The following is a 21,512-nucleotide window of genomic DNA, read 5'->3' as shown; positions in this document are numbered from 1 at the left end:
TAGGTAGCCGGCGCGAAATACTGCGCATTTTGCAATTTTATTCGCGGGATGCGTTGCATATCGCGAAGAACCGCTTTTGGGCGTTTCTCGAAAAATCCTAACCATTTGATTTTTCGTTATTTAATATTTTGGCACGGTTTCTGGCAGTCAACGGCAGACACAACCCCAACCCCACTGCCGGAGACTGATCATGTACAAGCGCTTTTCCCACGACGGTTTCGATGCCCTGACCCGCCTGACCCAGACGGCCGCGCTTTTCGATACCCAGCTCGAAACCACTCGTCTTTTCGATCTCGACCTCGTCGATGCGCCGCTGGCCGCGGCCGCCGACCATATCGTGGCGCGTGCGGCCGCCGGCCGCGCTACCGTCGTGAACTTTCTCAACGCCCACTGCGTGAACGTGGCCCGTCGTGACAGCGCCTACCGCGAACGCCTGGCCCAGAGCGACCTTCTGCTTCCCGACGGCTCGGGCCTGCGCATCGCCGCGTCGATGGCCGGCAAGCAGTTTGGCGACAACCTCAACGGCACCGACCTGTTCCCCGCGCTCTGCGAGCGTGCGGCCAAGCACGGCCAGTCGATCTACCTGCTCGGCGGCAGCCCCGGCACCGCCGAGCGTGCAGCATTGGCCATGCAGCGCCGCTACCCGGGGTTGATCGTGGCCGGAACCCAGCACGGCTACTTTGCAAAGGAAGAACAGGCCGACGTCGTCGCCCGCATCAACCGGGCACGCCCCGCCCTGTTGTTCGTCGGCTTCGGCGTGCCGTTGCAGGAAGAATGGATCGCCACCCATCGCGATGCGGTGGACGCGCCGGTGATGCTCGGCGTGGGCGGTCTGTTCGACTACTACGCCGGCAACGTCGTGCGCGCCCCGGCGCTGGTGCGCAAGGTCGGCTGCGAATGGGCCTGGCGTCTGGCCCAGGAGCCGCGGCGGCTGGCCAAGCGCTATCTCTGGGGCAATTTCATCTTTCTGGCCTATGCGATGATCGTGGCCCTGGCCGAACGCGGCGCGCGCAGCCGCGTCTATGCCGGCGCCAAGCGGATGCTCGACTTCGGTATCGCGCTGGCCGCGATCGTGGTGCTCGCGCCGGTGCTTCTGGGGGTGGCCTATGCTATCCGTCGCGAAGACGGCGGTTCGGCGCTGTTCAAACAGCGCCGTATCGGCGCCAACGGCAAGCCCTTCATGATGATGAAGTTCCGTTCCATGGTGCAGGACGCCGAAGCCCGGCGCGCACAGCTGCTTAGCCAGAGCGAACGCGACGGCGTATGTTTCAAGATGAAGCAGGATCCGCGTATCACCCGCGTCGGGGCATTCATCCGCAAGACCTCGCTGGACGAGCTGCCGCAGTTGTTCAACGTGCTCAAGGGCGAGATGTCGATCGTGGGCCCGCGCCCGGCGCTGGCCGATGAAGTAGTGACCTATGCCGGGCGTAGCTGGGGCCGTTTGAACGGCAAGCCGGGGATCACCTGCACCTGGCAGGTCTCGGGGCGCGCCGAAATTCCTTTCGAGGGGCAGGTCGCACTCGATATCGACTATCTCGGCCGCAAGAGCCTGCTCAACGATATCGCGCTGATGTTTCGTACCGTGCCGGCCGTACTCAGCCGCCGGGGGGCCTATTGAAAGCCAGGGCCGGTCGTGGTGGGTTCAACATCGCGGCCGGTCGCTTTGCGGCGTAGATACATTGCGATGGCTTTCAATGACGTCCCGCCCCCAGGCAGTTGCCGCGCCTCTCAGGCTTCGTTGGCCTCGAACAACGCCCTTGCCTGTTCGATGACTGCTTCGATCTGGTTTTGTAGCGCCGGCAGCGCGACCCGCGCCTCGGCCATATCCATTCTGCGCAGCATCGCCAGCGTGTCCATCAGCGCGAACGCGCCAAAATTGCCGGCGACCCCCTTGAGGCTATGCGAGGCCTGATCCAGCGCAGCGGCACTGTCATTGTCCACGGCAGTGGCAATCGCGCCGCCCAGCCGCTCGAAATCCGCGACTGCTACGTCCAGCAGCATACGTCGACGCTCCGGCGGCAGGGGGCCAAAGATCGACATGAAGTGACCGCTGTCGATCTGATCGGTAGGCGAAACCGCCCCCGCCTCGGGTGTATGCGGCGAAGCGCCGGCGCCATCCGATTCGCATGCCAGCAGCGTCTGCAGCGTGGTCGCGATACGCGACAGCTGGACAGGTTTGCCAAGCGCCGCGTTGAAGCCCTGCTCGACCAGTTCGGCCAGCTCCGCCGGATCGGCATGCGCGGTGACCGCCACGATCGGCAGCCGCTCGGTTCGCGTATCGCCACAGGCCCGCAGCACCCGCATCGCCTCGGTACCGGACATGACCGGCATGCGAATATCCATGAGAATGATGTCGTAGCGGCTCTGAAGGGCGCAGTCGACAGCCTGGCGACCATCGGCTGCGGTATCCACATCGCAGCCAAGCGCGTCGAGCATCTGTACGAGCACGAAACGATTGATCTCGACATCGTCGACGACAAGCACGACCGGGCGCCGACCGGCACAACGTAACGGCGCTATCTCGGCGGCCGCGGCGATTTCGCGCTCGGGGGAGTAGTCGTGCTCCTCGGCTGCCGGCGTGGTCGTGGCGCCGGGCATCGGCGTGTTCGCCAGAATGAGTACGTACCGCAGGCTGCCAACGTCTCGTTGCACGTCGATACGTGCGCCCATCGATTCGGCCAGCCGATTGAGGATATGGCGCTCGGCGCTGCGGCGATCGTGGCTCTCGATGCCTGCCTGCAGGCAGCCGACCGCGATGCGGACATGCTGCGGGTCGGCATCGGCATGAATTTCAATTTCCGCCTCGGCGCCGCGCAGCCGCTCGATGAACGCATCCAGGAGGTGGCGCAGCCGGGTCGGATCACTGGCCACGGCCTCGGGTAGCGTGTTCGACAACGTCAACCGCAGGCGCGCGCCCACGTCCGGCTGGCCGGCACACCAGAAGCGCACCATGTTATTCAGGCTGTGCCGGATGGACACGGGCTGGGGCTCATAGTCGAGGTCGCTACCCTCGCCGCGCGCCATGGCCACGATGTCCTCGATCTGGCGATGCAGCTGCGTGGCCGCCTCGTGGGCGACGTCCAGGCGTTCGCGCTGGGCGGCGTTGAGTTCACCCAGCGCGAGCATGTCGGTCATGCCCAGCAAACCATTGAGCGGCGTACGAATATCGTGGCTCATCATGGCCAGGAACTGGCTCTTGGCCCGATAGGCCTGTTCGGCCTCCTGGCGACTGGCAGCGAGCTCGTCTCTGACTCGGGTGAGCTGCTTGACGCGGCGGTCGGCGATCAGCGCCATGGCACGGGCATGACGATCGGCGCGCCGTTGTCCCGTGATGTCCTGCACGCTGCCGAACACGTACATGAAGAGGCCTTCGTCGTCGTTTTCGCGACGCATCACCCAGCGTAGCCAGCGCTTTTCGCCTGCCTTGAGAATGCGGCATTCGTAGGCCATCTCGGTATTGGCCGGCGCGTGTTGGTAGAAGTCTTTCTCTGCACGCAGCATGCGTTCACGATCGAGCGGATGGATGACCTGCAGCAACGCCTGTTCGTTGGGGCGCTGGTCGGCCGGCAAACCGAGAAGCCGATTGAATTCGGGCGAGGCGAAGAATGCTTCACCGCGCTTTCGATGGAACGTGGCGATCTCGGCGGTGCGCTGGGCATACAGCAGATGCTGCGTCTCTTCACCGAGCCTGCGTACAAGCTCGTCCTCGCGCGCCGAGAGCTTTTCGTTGAGATATACCAGCTCGCGGGACCGGCGTTCGAGAATCGATTCGGCCTCCTCACGGGCTAGGGTCGCCCGACGCAGGCGCCGTTCGAGGATGGCAATACGTTCGCTCGCACTGATGTCGTTCATGATCTTTTGCCGGTCTGTACGTTGGCCGACGTCACCCGTTTGCCGGGTACGGTGATGCGTTCAAGCAGCGCCTGCATGCTATCGACGAGCATGACGCACAGCTCGGGGCTGAGCGTGTTCAGACAGGCCTGCACGAATTGCGCGAACTCGACCAGGGCCGCGATGCCGCCGTCGTCGGCAAGCGCTTCGAGCTGCTGGGCGCTGGAGCGCGCGCGGTCGATATCGAGGGCTCTGAGCGCCTGCGTGAAATCGTGAAAATGCCGCCAGACCTGGCTGTCCAGGGCGTCGTCGAGCAGTGTGCGCATGCCCGCACTCTTGCGCCACTGCCAGTCACGAACCGCCGGCGCAAGTGCGCCAACAAGCGTCGGCGCCCGCAGCGGTTTTTCCAGCACCGCGTTCATGCGCATCCGGCCCTGCGCATCGGAGACGGCCTCTTCGTCGGCGTCGGCGGATACCCCCACGATCGGCACGCTGCAGGCCGGGAACGGCATCACGCGGATCAGATCGCTGGTGACCTTACCGCCGAGCAGCGGCATCGCGTTATCCATGAGCACGGCATCGAATTCCTGCGTACACATCTGTTGCAGGGCTTCCAGGCCGTTGCTTGCGGTTTCTACCTGGGCACCGAGGGTGCGCAGGTGGGTTTCGGCGATCAGGCAATTGGTGAGCGTGTCGTCTACGATCAACACCACCGGCGGCGCACCGTCGACGCGTGGCAGTTCGGCCGGTTCGTCGATCATGCGAGGCGATCCGGGCGCCACGTCCCGCTCGATTCTGGATAGTGGCAGGCGCAGCCAGAAGCGGCTGCCCTGCCCCAGCTTGCTGTCTGCGCCTACGCTGCCATCCATTGCGGCTGCCAGCCGCTGGCAGATGGACAGGCCGAGCCCGGAGCCGCCGAAATGGCGGGTGGTCGAGGCGCTGGCCTGCGTGAAAGGCTTGAATATCTGCGCCAGCGTGCTCGGGTCGATACCGATACCGCTATCGGCGACCTCGATATCACAGACCCCGGCCTCGTAGCGCAGCTTAAGGCGCACCTCGCCTTCGGTGGTGAACTTGATGGCGTTGCTCAGGAAATTGGACACAATCTGCTGGATACGCGTGGGGTCGCCGATCACATCCAAAGGGCCATCCACATCGCGCACCAGCCTGAGGGTCTTTTCGGCCGCGCTGGCCTCGAACAGATCGAGCGTCCCGTGCACGACCTCGGTGAGATCGAATGCCACCTGTTCAATCTGCAGCTCACCGCTTTCGATCTTGGCATGATCGAGCACGTCGTTGAGCACCGTCATCAGCGTTCGCGAGGCCGACTCCACCGTCTTGAGCACCTGTTCCGCGGGCTTGAGCGCACGGCCGCTACGCAACGACTCGAGCATGCCGATGATGCCGCTCAGGGGCGTGCGTATCTCGTGGCTCATGGTCGCCAGCAGCATCATGTTCGCCTGGGCCGCCGAATTCGCCTCGTCGCGGGCCGCGACCAGCTTTCGGGTGGCAATGGTTTCGGCGGTTATATCGCGCAGCACGCCGAACAGCGCGACCGCTTCGCCGGCCTCGTCGAGCTCCACATGGCCCTTGACTTCGACCGAACGGCGATCACCCTGAGGCCGTTGCAAGGTCGCACGCAGGGCGAAAGCCTTCTTGCGTTCGATCGCCTGCTCGAGAATCGCCGCCACGCGCGCACGATCTTCGGGTACATAGGCGTTGAGCGCATCATCAAGGCAGGAATCGCTGCCTTCGTCGAAGCCGTGAATCCAGTAGATTCCCTTCGACCACTGCGTTGTCTGGGTCGCCAGATCCAGCCGCCAGTGACCAAGGCCTGCGGTCTCCTCGGCGACGTTGAGCATACGCAGGCTTTCGCGCAGCTCCGCTTCGACCTGCTCGCGTTCGCTGACGTCCGTGAGACTCATGCCGTAGGTGATGCCCGCGATTGGCCCACCCGCAAGCCGTTCGACGGTCACCTCCAGCCACAGGGGACGTCCGCCGTGGTCGCGCCGACAGCGGCAATCCGAGACCTTTTGACCCGGTGCCGATAGCCCTGCGAGCAGCGCAATATCAATGCGCTCGTCGCCCTCGAACACGGGCGGGACCAGCTGGGTGAACAAACGTCCCTGCGCCTGTTCAGCGCTCAGCCCGGCCATGTCCTGGGCTGCAGCGGTCGAAGCGATCACCCGGCCGGCATCATCGAGGCAGACATAAGCCTGATGACCTATGCCACCCAGAAGCCGGACGATCTGTTCGACCTCGCTGTGCGCACTCACAGGCCGGTATCCGCTGCAAGCGCCGGCGCGGCATGTTCAGCCCCCCTCGGGCCAGCGATCGTCATCCTGTTTGCTCCCCCAAAGAATCGTACGGCCTCGGGCGCGGCCGACGAATGCCCCGCGTACGACCGAAGTAAACACTGTGTCGGCCGGCAGAAGCCGATGTAAAGCGTACAAACACGCATACCGGCCCCCTCCATGGGCCGATACACCCGACGATTTACGCTCAACCCAACCCGTTTTAGCCTTTTATTGCATCCCAAACGCTTCGACTTTGGTACAAAGAGTTACCGCTTAAACGAATAACGGCCATGTCACAGCGTACTGATGCTCTCGTTAAAAATACCGAACTCCAACCACTGCTCCCGGTGATCTATATCGCCTGGTCGGACGGTGCGCTCGCGCAGGAAGAATCGGCCCATATTGAATCCATGGCCGGGCAGCTGCCGGACTTCGATACCCAGGCGCGCGAAACGCTCGATGCCTGGCTGGACGCGGATAACCCGCCCAGTGCCACCGAGCTGTCACGCCTGCGCCGGCGCATTCGTGAACAGGTCGGTCGCCGCCAGCCTTCGCTGACCGCGATGAGCGATGCGATGGGCGGCACCGCCAACGGCGAGTTCAACGAAGCCGTGGCCGACTACGCGCGCGAATACGGCGTGAGCGGCATGGGCGTGTCTGCCGAGATCTTTCAGGACACCGGTGAACCGGTCGACCAGAGCCGTAATGAGCCGGAGCCGAGCTTCGACGCGGACAAGCTGCGCGGCATGTTGGAAGGCGACTACGCCAAGAAATGGCAGGAGGTGCGTGATGCCCTGGCCGACGACATCTTCACCTACAGCACCGGCGAGTCCGAAGAAAGCCAGCGCGCGACGGTGCTGCGCTGGCTGAAATATCTGGCGACCGAGAAACAGGACATCGCCATTGGCGCCATGCCCGAAAGCGTGGGCGGCGAAGGCGATATGGCCGGCTTCATCCATGTGTTTCAGGCCCTGGCCATGTTCGACCTGAGCCTGGTGGTGAAATTCGGCGTGCAGTTCGGCCTGTTCGGCGGCAGCATCATCTTCCTGGGCAATGACGAGCATCATAAGAAGTACTTGCCGGATATCGCCTCCGGCAAGCTGCTGGGCGGCTTTGCCATGACCGAGTCCGGCCATGGTTCGAACGTGCAGGAGGTGGAGACCACCGCCACCTTCGACCCGGACACCGACGAGTTCGTCATCAATACCCCGACCATGTCGGCCCGCAAGGAATGGATCGGCAACGCCGCGCGCGACGGCCATGCGGTGACTCTGTTCGCCCAGCTGGCCACCGGCGGCGAGAACTACGGCGTACACGCCTTCATCGTGCCCATTCGCACTGATGACGGTGAGCCCGCGCCGGGCGTTCGTATCGAGGACTGCGGCTCCAAGATGGGCCTGGACGGCGTCGACAACGGCCGGCTGTACTTCGACAACGTACGCATCCCGCGCGAAAACCTGCTCGATCGCTATGCCAGCGTGGCCGAGAACGGCGAATACGACAGTCCGATCTCGGGCAGCAACAAGCGCTTTTTCACCATGCTCGGCACGCTGGTGGGCGGGCGTATCAGCGTGGGCGCGGCCTCGGTCACCGCGGCCAAGAAGTCGCTGGCGATCGCAACCCGCTATGCCACGGTGCGCCGCCAGTTCGGCGGCGACGATGGCAGCGAGCTGCGTATCATCGACTACAAGGCGCATCAGATGCGCCTGTTCCCGGCGATCGCCCATACCTATGCCATGCATTTCGCCGCCTTCGACCTGATCGAGCGTTTTCGCGATCGCACCGAAAAGACCGCGCGCGAAGTGGAAACCCTGGCCGCCGGCATCAAGTCGATGGCCTCCTGGCATGCCATCGATGCCACCCAGACCGCGCGCGAATGCTGTGGCGGGCTGGGCTTTCTGTCCGAGAACCAGATCGCCACCATTCGTCGCGATATCGACGTATTCGCCACCTTCGAGGGCGACAACACCGTATTGCTCAACCTAGTATCGAAGAACCGCCTGGCCAGCTTCGCCAAGGGCTTTGAACAGAACCTCGCGCTGACCCTGGTCCGCGAACTCACCAGCATGGCCCGGACCGAGCTGATCGATATCAACCCGCTGACCGCCCGCAAGACCGACGAGGATCACCTGCGCAGCGCGGATTTCCATCTCGAACTGCTCAAGCTGCGCAAGCACAACCTGCTGGTCGCTGCTTCACGCCGGCTGTTCAAGCGCATCAAGCAGGACGACATGGAGCCGTTCATGGCGTTCAGCGATATCCAGGACCATATGATGGCCTTCGCCCATGCGGACATGCATCACCATATCGCCCAGGTGTTCGCCGACGCGGTCGAACCGCTGGCCGACGGGCCGGAGAAGCAGGCCCTGGAGCGCATGCGCCAGCTCTCAGCAATCGACACCCTGCTCGAGCATGCCGAGTGGTATCTGACCTACGGCTATATCTCCTCGGGCAAGTACAAGGCGCTGCGCAACCTGCGCGGGGCCATGCTCGGCGAAATCCGCCCGGACGCGCTGGCGTACGTCCAAGCCTTCGGCATTCCCGACGAACTGCTGTCGGCGCCGATCGCCTTTGCCGACTATGTCGGCCGCGAGCCGCTCAAGCAGGCGCCGCAGGCGTAACCATAGCCGACCAGCACAGCCGGCGTACGGTCATAGAACGACCGTGCGCCGGCCGCTGATGAGCACGCGATCTTCCAGGTGGTGGCGCAGCCCGCGGGCGAGCACCGCTTTTTCGATGTCCTTGCCGTAGCGCACCAGATCGCGAACCGTATCGCCGTGGTCCACACGGGTGACGTCCTGGTCGATGATCGGCCCCTGGTCGAGTTCCGGCGTCACGTAATGACAGGTCGCCCCGACCTGCTTCACCCCGCGCTGGTAGGCCTGCAGATAGGGCTGTGCCCCCACGAAACTGGGCAAAAAGCTGTGGTGGATATTGAGAATGCGCCCGGGAAAGCGATCGCACAGATCCGCCGGCAGGATCTGCATGAAACGGGCGAGCACCATGGTTTCGCCGCCGGCCTCGACGAACAGCCGCTCGATCTCGGCCCAGGCCCCGGGCTTGTTGTCCTTGTCAATCGGCACATGGTGATAGCGCAGACCGTGCCACTCGACCAGCCCGCGGGCGTCGTCGTGGTTTGAAATCACGCAGGGAATCTCGATATCCAGTTCACGCGACTGCCAGCGTTCGAGCAGGTCGTAGAGACAATGCATTTGCTTGGAGACGAGGATCACGACACGTTTTTTCACCGCGCTGTCGCTGATCTGCCAGTCCATGTCGAACTCGCGGCCGATCGCTTCGAACGCATCGCAGAGCGCGGCCTCGTCCAGATCGAGCGAATCCGCGCGCACTTCCACGCGCATGAAGAATCGCTGGCTGTCTTCGTCGGAATGCTGGCTCGAACGCAGAATCCAGCCGCCGTGACCGGCAAAGAAGCTGGCGACACGGGCGACGATGCCCACCCGGTCCGGGCAGGAAAAACGCAGGGTAAAATGGCGGGGACGATCCATGATTGATGCCGTTCAGATGAGCGAACAGGCCGACATACGGCCGGCGACAAAGCCCGCTATGGTAGCGCGCCACGGGCTGCTTGGCCGCCTCGAATGAGCGCCGAGCGCGACAACGCCGCGCAGGCGCCGCTGCGCAAGATCGTGCATGTGGACATGGACGCCTTCTATGCGTCGGTCGAACAGCACGACGACCCCAGCCTCAAGGGCAAACCGGTAGTGGTGGCCAAGCGCGGGCTGCGCTCGGTGGTGACCGCGGCCAGCTACGAAGCGCGGGTGTTTGGCGTGCGTTCGGCCATGCCGGCAGTGCGCGCGGAACGGCTGTGCCCGCAGGCGATCTTCGTGGACCCGCATTTCGATCGCTACCGCGCCATCTCGCGCCAGATCCGGGAGATATTCTTTCGCCATACCGACCTGGTGGAGCCGCTGTCGCTCGACGAGGCCTATCTGGACGTCACCGTCACCCATACGAACATGCCCTCGGCCACCGAAGCCGCGCGGGTGATTCGTGCCGAAATACTCGAGGCCACCGGGCTGACCGCTTCGGCCGGTATCGCGCCCAACAAATTCCTGGCCAAGATCGCCTCGGACTGGCGCAAGCCCAACGGCCAGTTCGTGGTCACGCCCCGTCGCGTCGATGCCTTTCTGCTACCGCTGGCGATCGGCAAGGTGCCCGGCGTCGGCCCCAAGATGAAGGAAAAGCTCGCCGCGCTGAACGTGCATACGGTGGGCGATCTGCGGGCCTTCGAACAGGCCGAGCTGGTGGATCGTTACGGGCGCTGGGGCCGCCGGCTCTACGAGCTGGCCCGCGGCATCGACGAGCGCCCGGTCCAGCCCAAACGCGATGCCGCCCAGGTGTCGAGTGAAGACACGCTGCGCCAGGATCTGCGCCTGGACGAGCTGGCCGAACATATCCACCGTCTGGCCGACAAGACCTGGGCCAATCATCAGCGCAAGCAGCCGCGCGTGGCGCGAACCGTGGTGCTCAAGCTCAAGACGACGGACTTCCAGATTCTCACCCGCAGCTTCACCCCGCCCAGCCGGCCGACCTCGGCGGCGGAAGTTGCCGAAATCGCCTGTGCGCTACGCGACCGGGTCGAGGCCGATCCCGGCACCCGCTATCGGCTGGTCGGCGTCGGCCTGTCCGGTTTCGTCGACGGCAGCGAAGAAGCGATCCAGCCGAGTCTGTTGTAGGCGCATCCACGGCTGGGGTGAGAAAGCGGGTTGTCCGCAAATGAACGCGAAGACACGCGAATAAGACAAAGGCAGATGGATCAAGGCTATTGCCGTGCTGTTCACGCCGCATGTTAAAGGTCGTTTTCCGAATCAGCCTCGAATATGCGGATTTCGGCAATCGGGCCTCTAATGGCCTCGTTCATCAAGAGGAACCACAGATTTCGCGGATTGCACAGATGAAAATGGCGGGATACCGGCGATAGCGAACGGCCGTGATTTATTGTCTTTGATCTGTGTGATCTGCGGACAAATCGCTTCATGATTAAGGATGAAATCTCGCCGATTTTTCTCAAGCAAGCAGGTTGTCCGCAAATGAACGCGAAGACACGCGAATAAGCAAACGGCAGGTGGATCAAGGCTGTCGACGTTCTGTTCGCGCGGAATGCTAAATGCCGTCTTCCGAATCAGCACCAAATATGCGGATTTCGGTAACCGGTTCTCTGATGGCACCGTTCATCAAGAGGAACCACAGATTTCACGGATTACACAGATGAAAATCGCGGGATAAAGACGACAGCGAACGGCCGTGATTTATTGTCGTTGATCTGTGATCTGCGTCGATCTGCGGATAAATCGCTTCTTGATTAGGGATGAAACCTCGTCGATTTTTCTCAAGCAAGCAGGTTGTCCGCAAACGAACGCGAAGACACGCGAATAAGACAAAGGACCGGTCGATCGAAGGCTTGGGTGATCTGCTGTTTACGCCGCACGTGCAGCGGTTTGCATCGTTCAATCGCTTTCTTGCATTCGCGTTTCATTGGCGTGCATTGGCGGACCGTTTTCCTTGCCGGACGAGGATCGGAAGAGGAAACGCAGGGGGCACTCGACGCGTTGTGGAAGCGCTGGTTGACCGCATCGATGCGCTTTGCTGCGATACGAGACCGACCCCGACAGGATTTTTTCGCGCATGCGCTACGAACTGTATTACTGGCCCGGCATCCCCGGTCGCGGCGAATTCGTTCGCCTCGCCCTTGAGGATGCTGGCGCGGACTATGTCGATATCGCCTACGACGCGCAAGCCGGGCTCGAACGGGTCAACCAGGGGCTGGATTTCGAGCACAACCCGCGCGCGCCCTTTGCCCCGCCCTATCTGCGCGCCGGGGATATCGAAGTCTCGCACGTGGCGAATATTCTGCAGTTCCTGGGCCCGCGGCTCGGTCTGGCGCCGGCGGATGAAGCCGGTCGTTTATGGTGCCATGGCTTGCAGCTCACGCTTACCGACTTCGTGGCGGAAATTCACGACACCCATCACCCACTCGGCCCCGGCCTTTACTACGAACAACAGAAGGCAGAAGCCAAGCGGCGCAGCGCGGTCTTCATCGAAGAGCGCCTGCCGAAGTTTCTCGACTATTTCGAGCAGGTTCTTGCCCACAACCCGCATAGTGGCGACTGGCTCGTGGGCGATGCCTGCAGCACGGCCGATCTGAGCCTGTTTCATGTCGTCGCCGGTCTGCGCTATGCCTTGCCCAAGGCGATGGCGCAACACGAACCCGCCGTACCCCGCGTCGCCGGACTTGCTCAAGCCGTGGCCGCACGACCGGGCATCGCCGCTTACCTCGACTCGGCGCGCCGAATGGCGTTCAATGAGAACGGTATATTCCGCCATTACCCCGAACTCGATGCCGCGCATTGACGAGGGGCGGCCAATTCGAGGGAAAGCCATGGAGCCGGATTTCTGGCATAGGCGCTGGTCGAAGCAACAAACCGCGTTCCATCAGCCCGACGGGCACCCGATGCTCAACAAGTGGTGGCCCACGCTGGAACTGGACACCGATGCCCACGTGCTGGTGCCGCTATGTGGCAAGACGCCCGATCTGCGCACCCTCGCCGAACGCGGACATCGGGTGACCGGCATCGAACTCAGCCCGATCGCCGCCCAGGACTTCTTCGTCGAACAGCATCTGAGCGCGGACAGCGACGAGACAGAAGACTTCGAGCGCTATCGCGCCGAGTGCGGCGCCGGGTCGATCGAAATACTGGTGGGCGATTTCTTTGCCGCCAGTGCCGAGACGCTGGGTGCCTTCGATGCGTTCTACGACCGCGCCGCGCTGATTGCACTGCCCGAGGCGATGCGTTCGCGCTACGTCGAGCATCTGTTGACGCTGCTCACCGACGCCGCGCCCGGCCTGCTGATCACGCTCGACTACGATCAGAGCCAGATGAACGGCCCGCCCTTCGCGGTCGGCGAAGATGAGGTGAACACGCTATTCGAATCCTGCGGCGAAATCACGCTGCTGGAAAACGGCTCGCGACTCGGCGGTAAAGACATGCTCGCAGAGCGCGGCGTGCAAAGCGCCGAGGAGTATGTCTATCGGCTCGCCGCGCCAGGTTGAAACCCTCGACGACGTCGAGCCGTCGCGCGCTTTCGATCAGCCGTTTTCGGCCCGGCGCAGGCGCCGCATCAGCCCGCGTGCGGCCAGCCAAAGGCCGCCCACGATGAGCAGGGTCACCATGCCGTATACCCATAGCGGCAGATCACGGCCCACCGCGAGCACGTACAGATAGGGCGCGGTATAGCACAGCGCCCAGACGAACGTGAGCAGGGCCAGCGGGCGCTGCTTGCGGATATGGTGAAACAGCCAGCCGCTGACGAGCAGAAACGGTACCGTACTCACCAGGTAGATCAGCACGAACAGCAGCGGATCCACGGCGTGGGCTTCGGCGATACCGTTGAGATAATCGATCATTGAGGACTCGGGTGAGTCGAAAAGAAAACATGGCCAGGCCATGCGAAGGCGAAAAAACCTCTGCAACGATACGGCTTTTTACCCGGGTTTGACAGGCAGCCAACGACGGCCGCGGACCGCCCGGCCGCCCGGGCGGTCATTTTTACCTGCCCGCCGCCGATATGACCTTGGCGGCACGAGCCGCGGGCCGCGACGCCGCCCTCGATTGAAGCCGCTCCCCGTGCCCATACATTGATTACGGGAGCCCACCACGGCGGGCTCACCGGAGGTGCATATTGGAATACAAGGACTACTACAAGATTCTGGGCCTGGAGCGCAGCGCCTCGGAAGACGATATCAAGAAGGCGTACCGGCGCATGGCGCGCAAATATCATCCGGACGTGAGTACCGAGATCGACGCCGACGACCGCTTCAAGGAGGCCAACGAAGCCTACGAGGTGCTCAAGGACCCGGAAAAACGCGCAGCCTATGACCGGATCGACCCCGAACGCGCGCGCGCGCAGACCGGCTTTCAGCCGCCGCCGGGCTGGGACCACGGCTTCGATTTCAGCGGCGGCGCGCATGCCGAGCCGCCCCCCGGCGCCGATGGCTCGACCTTCAGCGACTTCTTCGAGTCGCTGTTCGGGCGCGGCTTTGCCGGCGCCCGTGCCGGCGGCACCTCGCGTCGTACCCACGGCTTCGGACCCGGTTTCGGCAACCAGCGACGCGGGCAGGATCATATCGCCCGCGTCGAGCTCGACCTGGAAGATGCCTTCACCGGCGGACGCCGGCGGGTGACGCTGCGTACCCCCGAGGTCAACGAACTCGGCCAGACGGTCGAGCGTTCGCGTGCCCTCAACGTCACCATTCCCAAGGGCGTGCGCGAGGGCCAGCAGCTGCGTCTGGCAGGCCAGGCCAAGGCCGGCAATACGGCCGCGGTGCCCGGCGATCTGCTGCTGGAAATCGGCTTCAAGCCGCACCCGATCTACACGCTTGAAGGCGCCGACCTGATTCTCGAACTGCCCGTGGCGCCCTGGGAGGCGGCCCTGGGGGCGACCGTGAAAACGCCCACGCCGGCGGGCGCGGTGGATCTGCGTATTCCGCCCAACTCGCGCGACGGCAAACGCTTGCGCCTGCGTGGACGCGGCATGCCGGGCAAGACGCCCGGCGATCTGTATGCAGTATTGCGTATCGCCCTGCCGCCGGCCAACAGCGACAAGGCCCGCGCAGTCTACGAACGCATGGCCCAGGAGCTGGACTTCAACCCGCGCGAACGACTCGGCGTCTGATCCCGCCGGCCTGCATCGGCCGGCATTCCAGCCGGCCGGCGAGCCGCCCCCGCGCGCATTCAGCGAACGGCGCTGCCATCGGACCGCGGGCCGTGGCGATGCGCAACGGCATCGATTCGTTCGAAGCCGTCGCAACGTTGTTCGCGCCAACGCGGCCCGTACGGCGAGCGCCGGCTAGAACGCCGCCCGCCGATAGCGCCGATAGCGCGGATACCAGAAATGCTTCTCGACTCGTTCGGCGATCGTTTCATCGCTGGTTTTCAGGGCCACACCGTCGGCCTGGGCCTGCTTGGCCACGGCAAAGGCGATCGACTGGCTGAGTTCGCGCACGTCCGACAGGGCCGGCAGCAGCGCGCCCTCGCCGGTCGTGCCCAGCGGTGAATTGTCGGCCAGCGCCTGGGAAGCCGCCATGAGCATGCCATCGGTCACATGCGCCGCACCGGTCGCGATCACCCCCAGGCCGATGCCGGGGAAGATATAGGCGTTGTTGCATTGTGCGATCGGCCGCTTTTCGTCGCCTACGGCCACCGGGTCAAACGGGCTGCCGGTGGCGACCAAGGCCTGGCCGTCGGTCCAGTCGAGAATCTCTTCGGGCGTAGCTTCCACCTTCCAGGTGGGGTTCGATAGCGGCATCACCAGCGGATTCGAACAATGCCGGTGCATGGTCTCGATGACCTGCTGGGAAAACAGACCGCGTTGGCCGGACACCCCCACCAGCACCGTCGGCCTGGCGTTGTCGATCACGGTGAGCAGCGGATCGGTTTCCGTGGAATCGTTCCACCCGTCGACCTTGGACTGGCGCTGGGCCAGACGACTCTGGAAGTCGTAGAGCCCGCTCATGGCGTCCGTGATCAGCCCGTCGCGATCGATCATGTAGATCCGGGCACGGGCTTCGCTCTCTTCGAGCCCGGCATCGGTCATTGCCACTACGATCTGTTCGGCAATGCCGCAGCCGGCCGAGCCGGCCCCCACGAAGGCGATGGTCTGATCGGCGATCGATTCCTGCTTGGCCTTGCAGGCGGCCAGCAGCGAGCCGACCACCACCGCAGCCGTGCCCTGGATATCGTCGTTGAAGCAGCACAGCTGGTCGCGATAGCGCTTGAGCAGCGGCATGGCGTTGGCCTGGGCGAAATCCTCGAACTGCAGCAGCACGCCGGGCCAGCGACGCTTGATCGCCTGCACGAACAGGTCCACGAACTCGGCGTATTCGGCATCGGAAATACGCTCGTGGCGCCAGCCCATGTACATCGGATCGTCGAGCAGGTCCTGGTTGTTGGTGCCCACGTCCAGTACCACCGGCAACGTATAGGCCGGGCTGATGCCGCCACAGGCGGTATACAGCGAGAGCTTGCCGATCGGGATCCCCATGCCGCCGATGCCCTGGTCGCCCAGGCCCAGAATGCGTTCGCCGTCGGTGACCACGATCACCTTGACGTTGTCCTTGGTGGCACTGCGGATGATGTCGTCGATGCGATGACGATCCGGATAGCTCACGAAGATGCCGCGGTGGTTGCGATAGATTTCCGAGAATTTCTCGCAGGCGCGACCCACCGTGGGCGTATAGATGATGGGCATCATCTCTTCGAGATGCTCTTCGAGTAGGCGAAAGAACATGGTTTCGTTGTCGTCCTGGATGCCGCGCAGGTAGATGTGCTTATCCAGATCGTTGGTACAGGTCTGATACTGACGATAGGCGCGCTCGACCTGCTCTTCGATCGTCTCCACGTTCTGCGGCAACAAACCGATGAGGTTGAACGCCACCCGCTCGTCGGCATCGAATGCGTTGCCCTTGTTGAGCAACGGCATTTCCAGCAGCGTCGGGCCGGCGTAGGGAATATAGAGCGAACGTTTCTCGAGGTCTTTGGTCATTCGATCACCTGGGATATCGGTCGGTTATCGCCGCGCTTGGGCCCCTGCGTAGCCACGCGCGCCCATCGGCGCGGCAAGTTTAGCGCGCCCGCGGCCAACGGCAACGCTGCAACGCAACACCGTTGCCCTCGCGGCGTTGGACTGCCCAGCCGCGCGCCGGCTTGGGCCGGCGCGCGCTCGTCAGGCGCTGGGCTGCTCAGTCGCCGGCGCTGGTCAGATCGGCCACGTTCTCCGCCGTGACGGCGTCTTGTTGGCCGCCCCAACGCCGGCGCAGATAGCTGGCGAGCGTTGCGATCTCGGCATCGCTGAGCGCGTCGCCGAAACCGGGCATTGCCTGGACCCGTTCGTAGCCGGAGAATGCCCGCGCATCGATCCCGTCATGAATGATCTTGACCAGATTGCGCGGACTATCGAGCCGCAGTGCGGTGTTGGTGGTCATCGCGCTTGCCACATGCGGCGCGCCTTCGCCGTCGGCGCCATGACAACCGGCGCAGCTGTTGAGGTAGAGCTGGCGGCCCGCGCCGTCGTCGGCCTGGCTCTTCTGGACCACACGCGCTGCGGCCGGTGGGTTCTCGCCCAGCAGATAGTGGCTCATCGCCGCCAGATCGTCATCGTCGAGATATCGCGTGCTGTGGTGAAAGACCGGATACATCTCGCTGTACATGCTGCCCTGGCGACTGCGGCCTTCGCGCATGAACGCACGCAATGACGCGTCGTCCCAGCCGCGCGCCGCAAGCGCCTCGGCTTCGAGGCTGGGGGCCTGCCAACCGGCAATGACCGCGCCCTGCAGATGCCGATCGCGCTCGATCGCGCCGAAGCGGTTGCGCGGGGTATGGCACTGCCCGCAATGCCCGAGCGTATCGACCAGATAACGACCACGCTGGTCGTCTGCCGCACGCCGCTGGCCGGCGTCATCGTCCGGGGCGTACATCCAGTTCCAGAAATTCAGTGTCCAGCGCATCGAGTACGGCCAGGACAGATCTGTCTGTTTCGACTGGACGTGTACGCCGTCCAGGTTCATGAAATAGGCATACATCGCATCCGAATCCTCGCGCGCGATATCGTGATACGAGGTATAGGGCATGGCCGGATACAGCTGCGTGCCGTCGGGTAGTTCGCCCTGGGTGAGCACGTGATAGAAATCGTCGGCACTGTAGTCGCCGATGCCGTATTCGTCGTCGGGCGTGATGTTGGTGCCGTAAACCTTGCCGAACGGCGTCTCGATCGCCCGCCCGCCGGCATAGGGCGTGCCGCCTTCGGCGGTATGGCAGGCCGCACAATCGGCCGCGCGGGCCAGATACTGGCCGCGCTCGATCTGTTTCGCTGTCGCCTGACTGGCGGCCCAGCCCGTGCCGGTACTCAGGGCAAGTACGAGCGCCACCGCTGTCTGTCGATAGCCCGCCATGTTCAACCCTCCACCGTCGTGCCGGGCATGGCCAGCACCGCGGCGCGTACCGCGCGAAAATAACGCACATAGCCGGTACAGCGACACAGGTGCGATTCCAATGCATCGCTGATCGTCGCCTCCAGCTGTGAGCGCGGTATCGGCTCGCGTTGCAGACGCTCGACGAGCACCGTGGCCGCATTCACGAAGCCCGGCGCACAGTAGCTGCACTGAAACGAGAAATGATCCAGAAACTGCTGCTGGACCTCCGAGAGTTTGGCCACATCGCCGTTCTCATCGCGCTCGGCGTGGCCTTCGACGGTGCGAATGGATTTACCCTCGAAGTAATGCGCGCCGGTAATACAGGTGCGGATCTCCTCGCTGCGCCCATCCTCGTGATCGACGATCACCGTACAGGCGCGACACACGCCGATGCCGCAGCCAAAACGGGTGCCGGTGAGATTGCGATACTCGTTGAGATAATCGAGCATCATCAACTGCTCGGGAATGTCCTCGACGGGCTGTTCGATACCGTTGACGGTGACATGCAACGGCTTGTTGACGATGGGGTCGGTAGTACTCACAGAACCTCCCGGATTCGCTCGGGCGTAATGGGCAGACGATGAAAATGATGACCGATGGCGTGGGCGATGCCGTTGCCGATCGCGCCCACGACGGGAATCATCACCACTTCGGCAATGCCCTTGGGCGGGTCGGTACGCGATAGCGGGGCCAGAATGTCGGCGCTCTGCTTCCAGACCGCGACCTCGCTGGCCCGGGGCACGTGATAGCGATTGATGTTCCAGCTGCCGTTACCCGGGCCGTCTTCGTAAAGCGGCATGTCTTCATACAGGGCATGGCCGATGCCCATGGCGAGCCCGCCCTGCAGCTGTCCGGACACCAGTTCCTCGACGATGGTATTGCCGCACTCGAGAAACGAGTGATGATTGAGCAGCGACACCTCGCCAGTGCCGGTGTGCACGGCCAGCTCCACGAGCGTGGCGCAGGCGCTGTAATAGGTCACCCCGGCATTGTTGCGCTGCGTGGGCGGGAAATACGGGTTGGAACGCGTCAGCAGTTCGAAGCCTCGCTTGCTGGTCATCCGCGCTTTCTTCTGCTCGGAAGCGCCGTCGCCGTAGCGCACGGCCAGGCCGTCGAGCGGCAGATTCTCGTCGGTGCCGTCGATCCGATAATCCGCGCGCGACCATTCCCAGCGATTGAAGGCGTGCGCCATGGCACCGGTCACCCGGCCGGTGGCATGGGCACGCTCGGCCAGAAACGCCAGCGACAAGGGCTCCATGCCATTGGCGGTGAGCTTGCCGTGTTCCCAGCGCGCGTCCTGTTCGCGCACGACATAGGGCGCGGCCTGACCGCCGCCGATGCCGCGCTGCCAGTATTCGAGCGCAACCGGCCACAGCCCGTGCCTGAAGATCACGCGGGCCGCTTCGATGGTCGGAAACGACAGATAATAGGACGAGTTGCTCGCGCTGGAGGCCTGCTGGAGCATAGGCGTCCAGCGCGGATCGGTCTGGGCGGCCTCCTGGTCCGACTGCGACATCACATACGGATTGCCGCTCGAGGTCATGGCCAGATCGTCCCACTCGGTTTCGGCGGTGTGGACCGTATTCGCAGGCTGTCCGAGCCATTGGGCGACCACCGCGGCCTGGCTGGTGGAATACCCGGTGCCCATTTCGGCCCCGGTATTGCGCACTTCGATCGAGCCATCCGCATTCAGGCGCACTTCCGAGAACACGCCTTCGGCGCCGTGGCCGAAGTCCTTCTGGACACAGGCAAAACCCACGCCGTAGCGCTGCTCGGGGTGATCGGCCTCGAAGGCCTGCTTACGCGACGCGCGCTGGGTCCAGATCTCGTGTTGTCGGGCCTTGTGAAGAATCTCTTCAGCGCGCAGATGACCGGCCGGAATCGCGCCCTGGGTGTTTTTCATGCCGGACTTGAAGACATTCGCCAGGCGCAGTTCGAACGGATCCATACCCAACTGGTCGGCGATTTCGTCGACCATCAGTTCGGTCGCGGCCATGGTCTGGATCGTGCCGTAACCGCGCATCGAGCCGGCTTCCGGCATGCGCGAGAACTCGGCCGTGGCGGTGAGATCGCTGTTGGGCATGTAATAGATGCCCTGGGCGGCCGTTGCCCCCACGAACGCCACGGAATTGGAGAAATTGGCCCGTCCGCCGCCGTTGGCGGTCAGGTTCTGCTTGAATATCTGAAACTTGCCGGTTTCGCGCTCCACCGCCAGACGATTGCGAATCGTGAACGGATGGCGTTTCATCGTGGCCTGGAACTGCTCGTAGCGATCGTTGGCCAGGCGTACCGGCTGGCCATCGCCATAGAGCCCTGCGATCAAGCCGTAATACGGAAAGATGGAGTTGTCCTTCGAGCCGTAACCGACCGTATACGTCGGGTGCAGAAACAGGCGTGCGCTGGCGAAGGTGCTGGCCGAGTTCAGCTCGGCCATGCGTTCGACCAGCTCGGCCGGCGACTGGCTGCCACAGACCAGGTGCATGTCCCCGGCATCGGCATCGAACCAGCAATTGGCGTTGTCGGCTTCCATGGCGAAATGATCGATATAGGGCGTTTGGTATTCACCCTCGAACACCAGCCAGTCGTCGGGGGGCGTATCCAGCTGCTCGGCGAGCTGGTTGGCGTAATACATCGCGCGCTGGCTGTCCTTGCCGTTTTCCAGCGCCTGCGGCCACACGGGGTGGCGCTTGCGAAAATCCGGATAGAGCACGGTTTCCTGCAAGGCAGAGAAGCGATCGGGCGCATACGGTGTATCGCCACCGGCCCGGATATAGCGAAACGCGCCGTAGGGCGGTTTCTCCGGCAACGGCGTTTGCTCGCCATAGACCACGACATCCTCGGCCGCACGCACCCGGGCCTTGGCCACGGAAAAGCGGGCGAAATCGTGGTAAATGCACAGCGCGACCGGATAGCCCAGATAAAGCGGCGCCTCGCCGGCGGGCAGAAAGAAGGCAGGACCGTAATATTCGGGCACCTGAATATTGTCGCGCTCCATGTCTTCGGCAGTGACCACGCGATCCGGGGCGAGGCCGGCCGCCTCCAGCGCCGACAGATCGATACCCTCGTAGCGGCGATCGCAACGCGTGGCGCGAATGATGAAGGCATGGGCCTGGGTATCCGGCCAATGCGGCATGTCGCGGGCACGGATATCGCGGGCAAAAACCTTGCTGCCGGTCACCTTGGCGATCCCGTCGAGCCGGAATTTCATCCCGGCTCCAGGCCGCCAGGCCTGGGCGGTCGGCGACAGGATGTCCTGTTCGAACAACGCCGCGAAGCTCGGGCTCGCGAGGCTGGCGACATAGGTACTCACGCCCGCTACGACCGAGTGCTTGAGGAATCGACGACGGGATTGACTGAATTGGGGCATTGTTTCGTTTTTGTCTGGTTGAAAC

General features: G+C 63.5%; 14 protein-coding genes. 6 read left to right on the top strand and 8 right to left on the bottom strand.

Annotated features, from left to right (window positions below; translation table 11 throughout):
• Positions 1-190: 190 nt before the first annotated feature.
• Positions 191-1,618 (top strand): WecB/TagA/CpsF family glycosyltransferase, encoded by a 1,428-nt coding sequence (locus CMN27_RS16630; protein ID WP_293628281.1) that lies wholly within the window; start codon positions 191-193, stop codon positions 1,616-1,618.
• Between the two features lie 110 nt (positions 1,619-1,728).
• Here CMN27_RS16630 and CMN27_RS16625 read toward each other — a convergent pair whose 3' ends face one another.
• Positions 1,729-3,852, bottom strand: a complete 2,124-nt coding sequence (locus CMN27_RS16625) for a PAS domain-containing hybrid sensor histidine kinase/response regulator (protein WP_293628279.1) — start codon at positions 3,850-3,852, stop codon at positions 1,729-1,731.
• Positions 3,849-6,107 (bottom strand): ATP-binding protein, encoded by a 2,259-nt coding sequence (locus CMN27_RS16620; protein WP_293628277.1) that lies wholly within the window; start codon positions 6,105-6,107, stop codon positions 3,849-3,851. Before CMN27_RS16620 ends, CMN27_RS16625 begins: the two co-directional genes overlap by 4 nt.
• Positions 6,108-6,418: 311 nt before the next feature.
• Between CMN27_RS16620 and CMN27_RS16615 the strand changes: the two genes are divergently transcribed.
• The gene (locus CMN27_RS16615; protein WP_293628274.1) at positions 6,419-8,749 is read left to right on the top strand and encodes an acyl-CoA dehydrogenase; all 2,331 of its coding nucleotides are present in this window, start codon (positions 6,419-6,421) and stop codon (positions 8,747-8,749) included.
• Positions 8,750-8,779: 30 nt separating this feature from the next.
• Here CMN27_RS16615 and purU read toward each other — a convergent pair whose 3' ends face one another.
• Positions 8,780-9,637 (bottom strand): formyltetrahydrofolate deformylase, encoded by an 858-nt coding sequence (gene purU / locus CMN27_RS16610; protein ID WP_293628272.1) that lies wholly within the window; start codon positions 9,635-9,637, stop codon positions 8,780-8,782.
• Positions 9,638-9,766: 129 nt separating this feature from the next.
• On the opposite strand from purU, the gene dinB reads away from it, so the two are divergent.
• From dinB to CMN27_RS16595, 3 genes are all read left to right on the top strand, one after another.
• Positions 9,767-10,828 (top strand): DNA polymerase IV, encoded by a 1,062-nt coding sequence (gene dinB / locus CMN27_RS16605; protein WP_366515482.1) that lies wholly within the window; start codon positions 9,767-9,769, stop codon positions 10,826-10,828.
• A gap of 949 nt (positions 10,829-11,777) precedes the next feature.
• Positions 11,778-12,503 (top strand): glutathione S-transferase, encoded by a 726-nt coding sequence (locus CMN27_RS16600; RefSeq protein ID WP_293628268.1) that lies wholly within the window; start codon positions 11,778-11,780, stop codon positions 12,501-12,503.
• 28 nt (positions 12,504-12,531) lie between these two features.
• Entirely contained in the window at positions 12,532-13,203 is a 672-nt protein-coding gene (locus tag CMN27_RS16595) for a thiopurine S-methyltransferase (RefSeq protein ID WP_293628267.1), read from the top strand.
• A 36-nt stretch (positions 13,204-13,239) separates the two neighbouring features.
• On the opposite strand, the gene CMN27_RS16590 is transcribed toward CMN27_RS16595, so the two are convergent.
• On the bottom strand, positions 13,240-13,557 hold the full coding sequence (locus CMN27_RS16590; protein ID WP_293628265.1) for a hypothetical protein: 318 nt from the start codon (positions 13,555-13,557) through the stop codon (positions 13,240-13,242).
• A gap of 275 nt (positions 13,558-13,832) precedes the next feature.
• Between CMN27_RS16590 and CMN27_RS16585 the strand changes: the two genes are divergently transcribed.
• Complete coding sequence (locus CMN27_RS16585) at positions 13,833-14,825, top strand: DnaJ C-terminal domain-containing protein (protein ID WP_293628263.1); 993 nt, start codon at positions 13,833-13,835, stop codon at positions 14,823-14,825.
• Positions 14,826-14,999: 174 nt separating this feature from the next.
• Here CMN27_RS16585 and CMN27_RS16580 read toward each other — a convergent pair whose 3' ends face one another.
• The 4 genes from CMN27_RS16580 to CMN27_RS16565 form a co-directional block, all read right to left on the bottom strand.
• Positions 15,000-16,694 (bottom strand): NAD-dependent malic enzyme, encoded by a 1,695-nt coding sequence (locus CMN27_RS16580; protein ID WP_293628262.1) that lies wholly within the window; start codon positions 16,692-16,694, stop codon positions 15,000-15,002.
• A gap of 196 nt (positions 16,695-16,890) precedes the next feature.
• Positions 16,891-18,099, bottom strand: coding sequence for a cytochrome c (locus tag CMN27_RS16575; protein WP_293628260.1), 1,209 nt, complete (start codon positions 18,097-18,099; stop codon positions 16,891-16,893).
• 2 nt (positions 18,100-18,101) lie between these two features.
• Positions 18,102-18,644, bottom strand: a complete 543-nt coding sequence (locus CMN27_RS16570) for a (2Fe-2S)-binding protein (RefSeq protein WP_366515481.1) — start codon at positions 18,642-18,644, stop codon at positions 18,102-18,104.
• Positions 18,645-18,658: 14 nt separating this feature from the next.
• Positions 18,659-21,487, bottom strand: coding sequence for a molybdopterin cofactor-binding domain-containing protein (locus tag CMN27_RS16565; protein WP_293628256.1), 2,829 nt, complete (start codon positions 21,485-21,487; stop codon positions 18,659-18,661).
• Positions 21,488-21,512: the final 25 nt, after the last annotated feature.

The organism is Salinisphaera sp. (assembly GCF_002729955.1).
GTDB lineage: Bacteria > Pseudomonadota > Gammaproteobacteria > Nevskiales > Salinisphaeraceae > Salinisphaera.
This window is presented reverse-complemented; position numbering and strand designations above follow the sequence as displayed.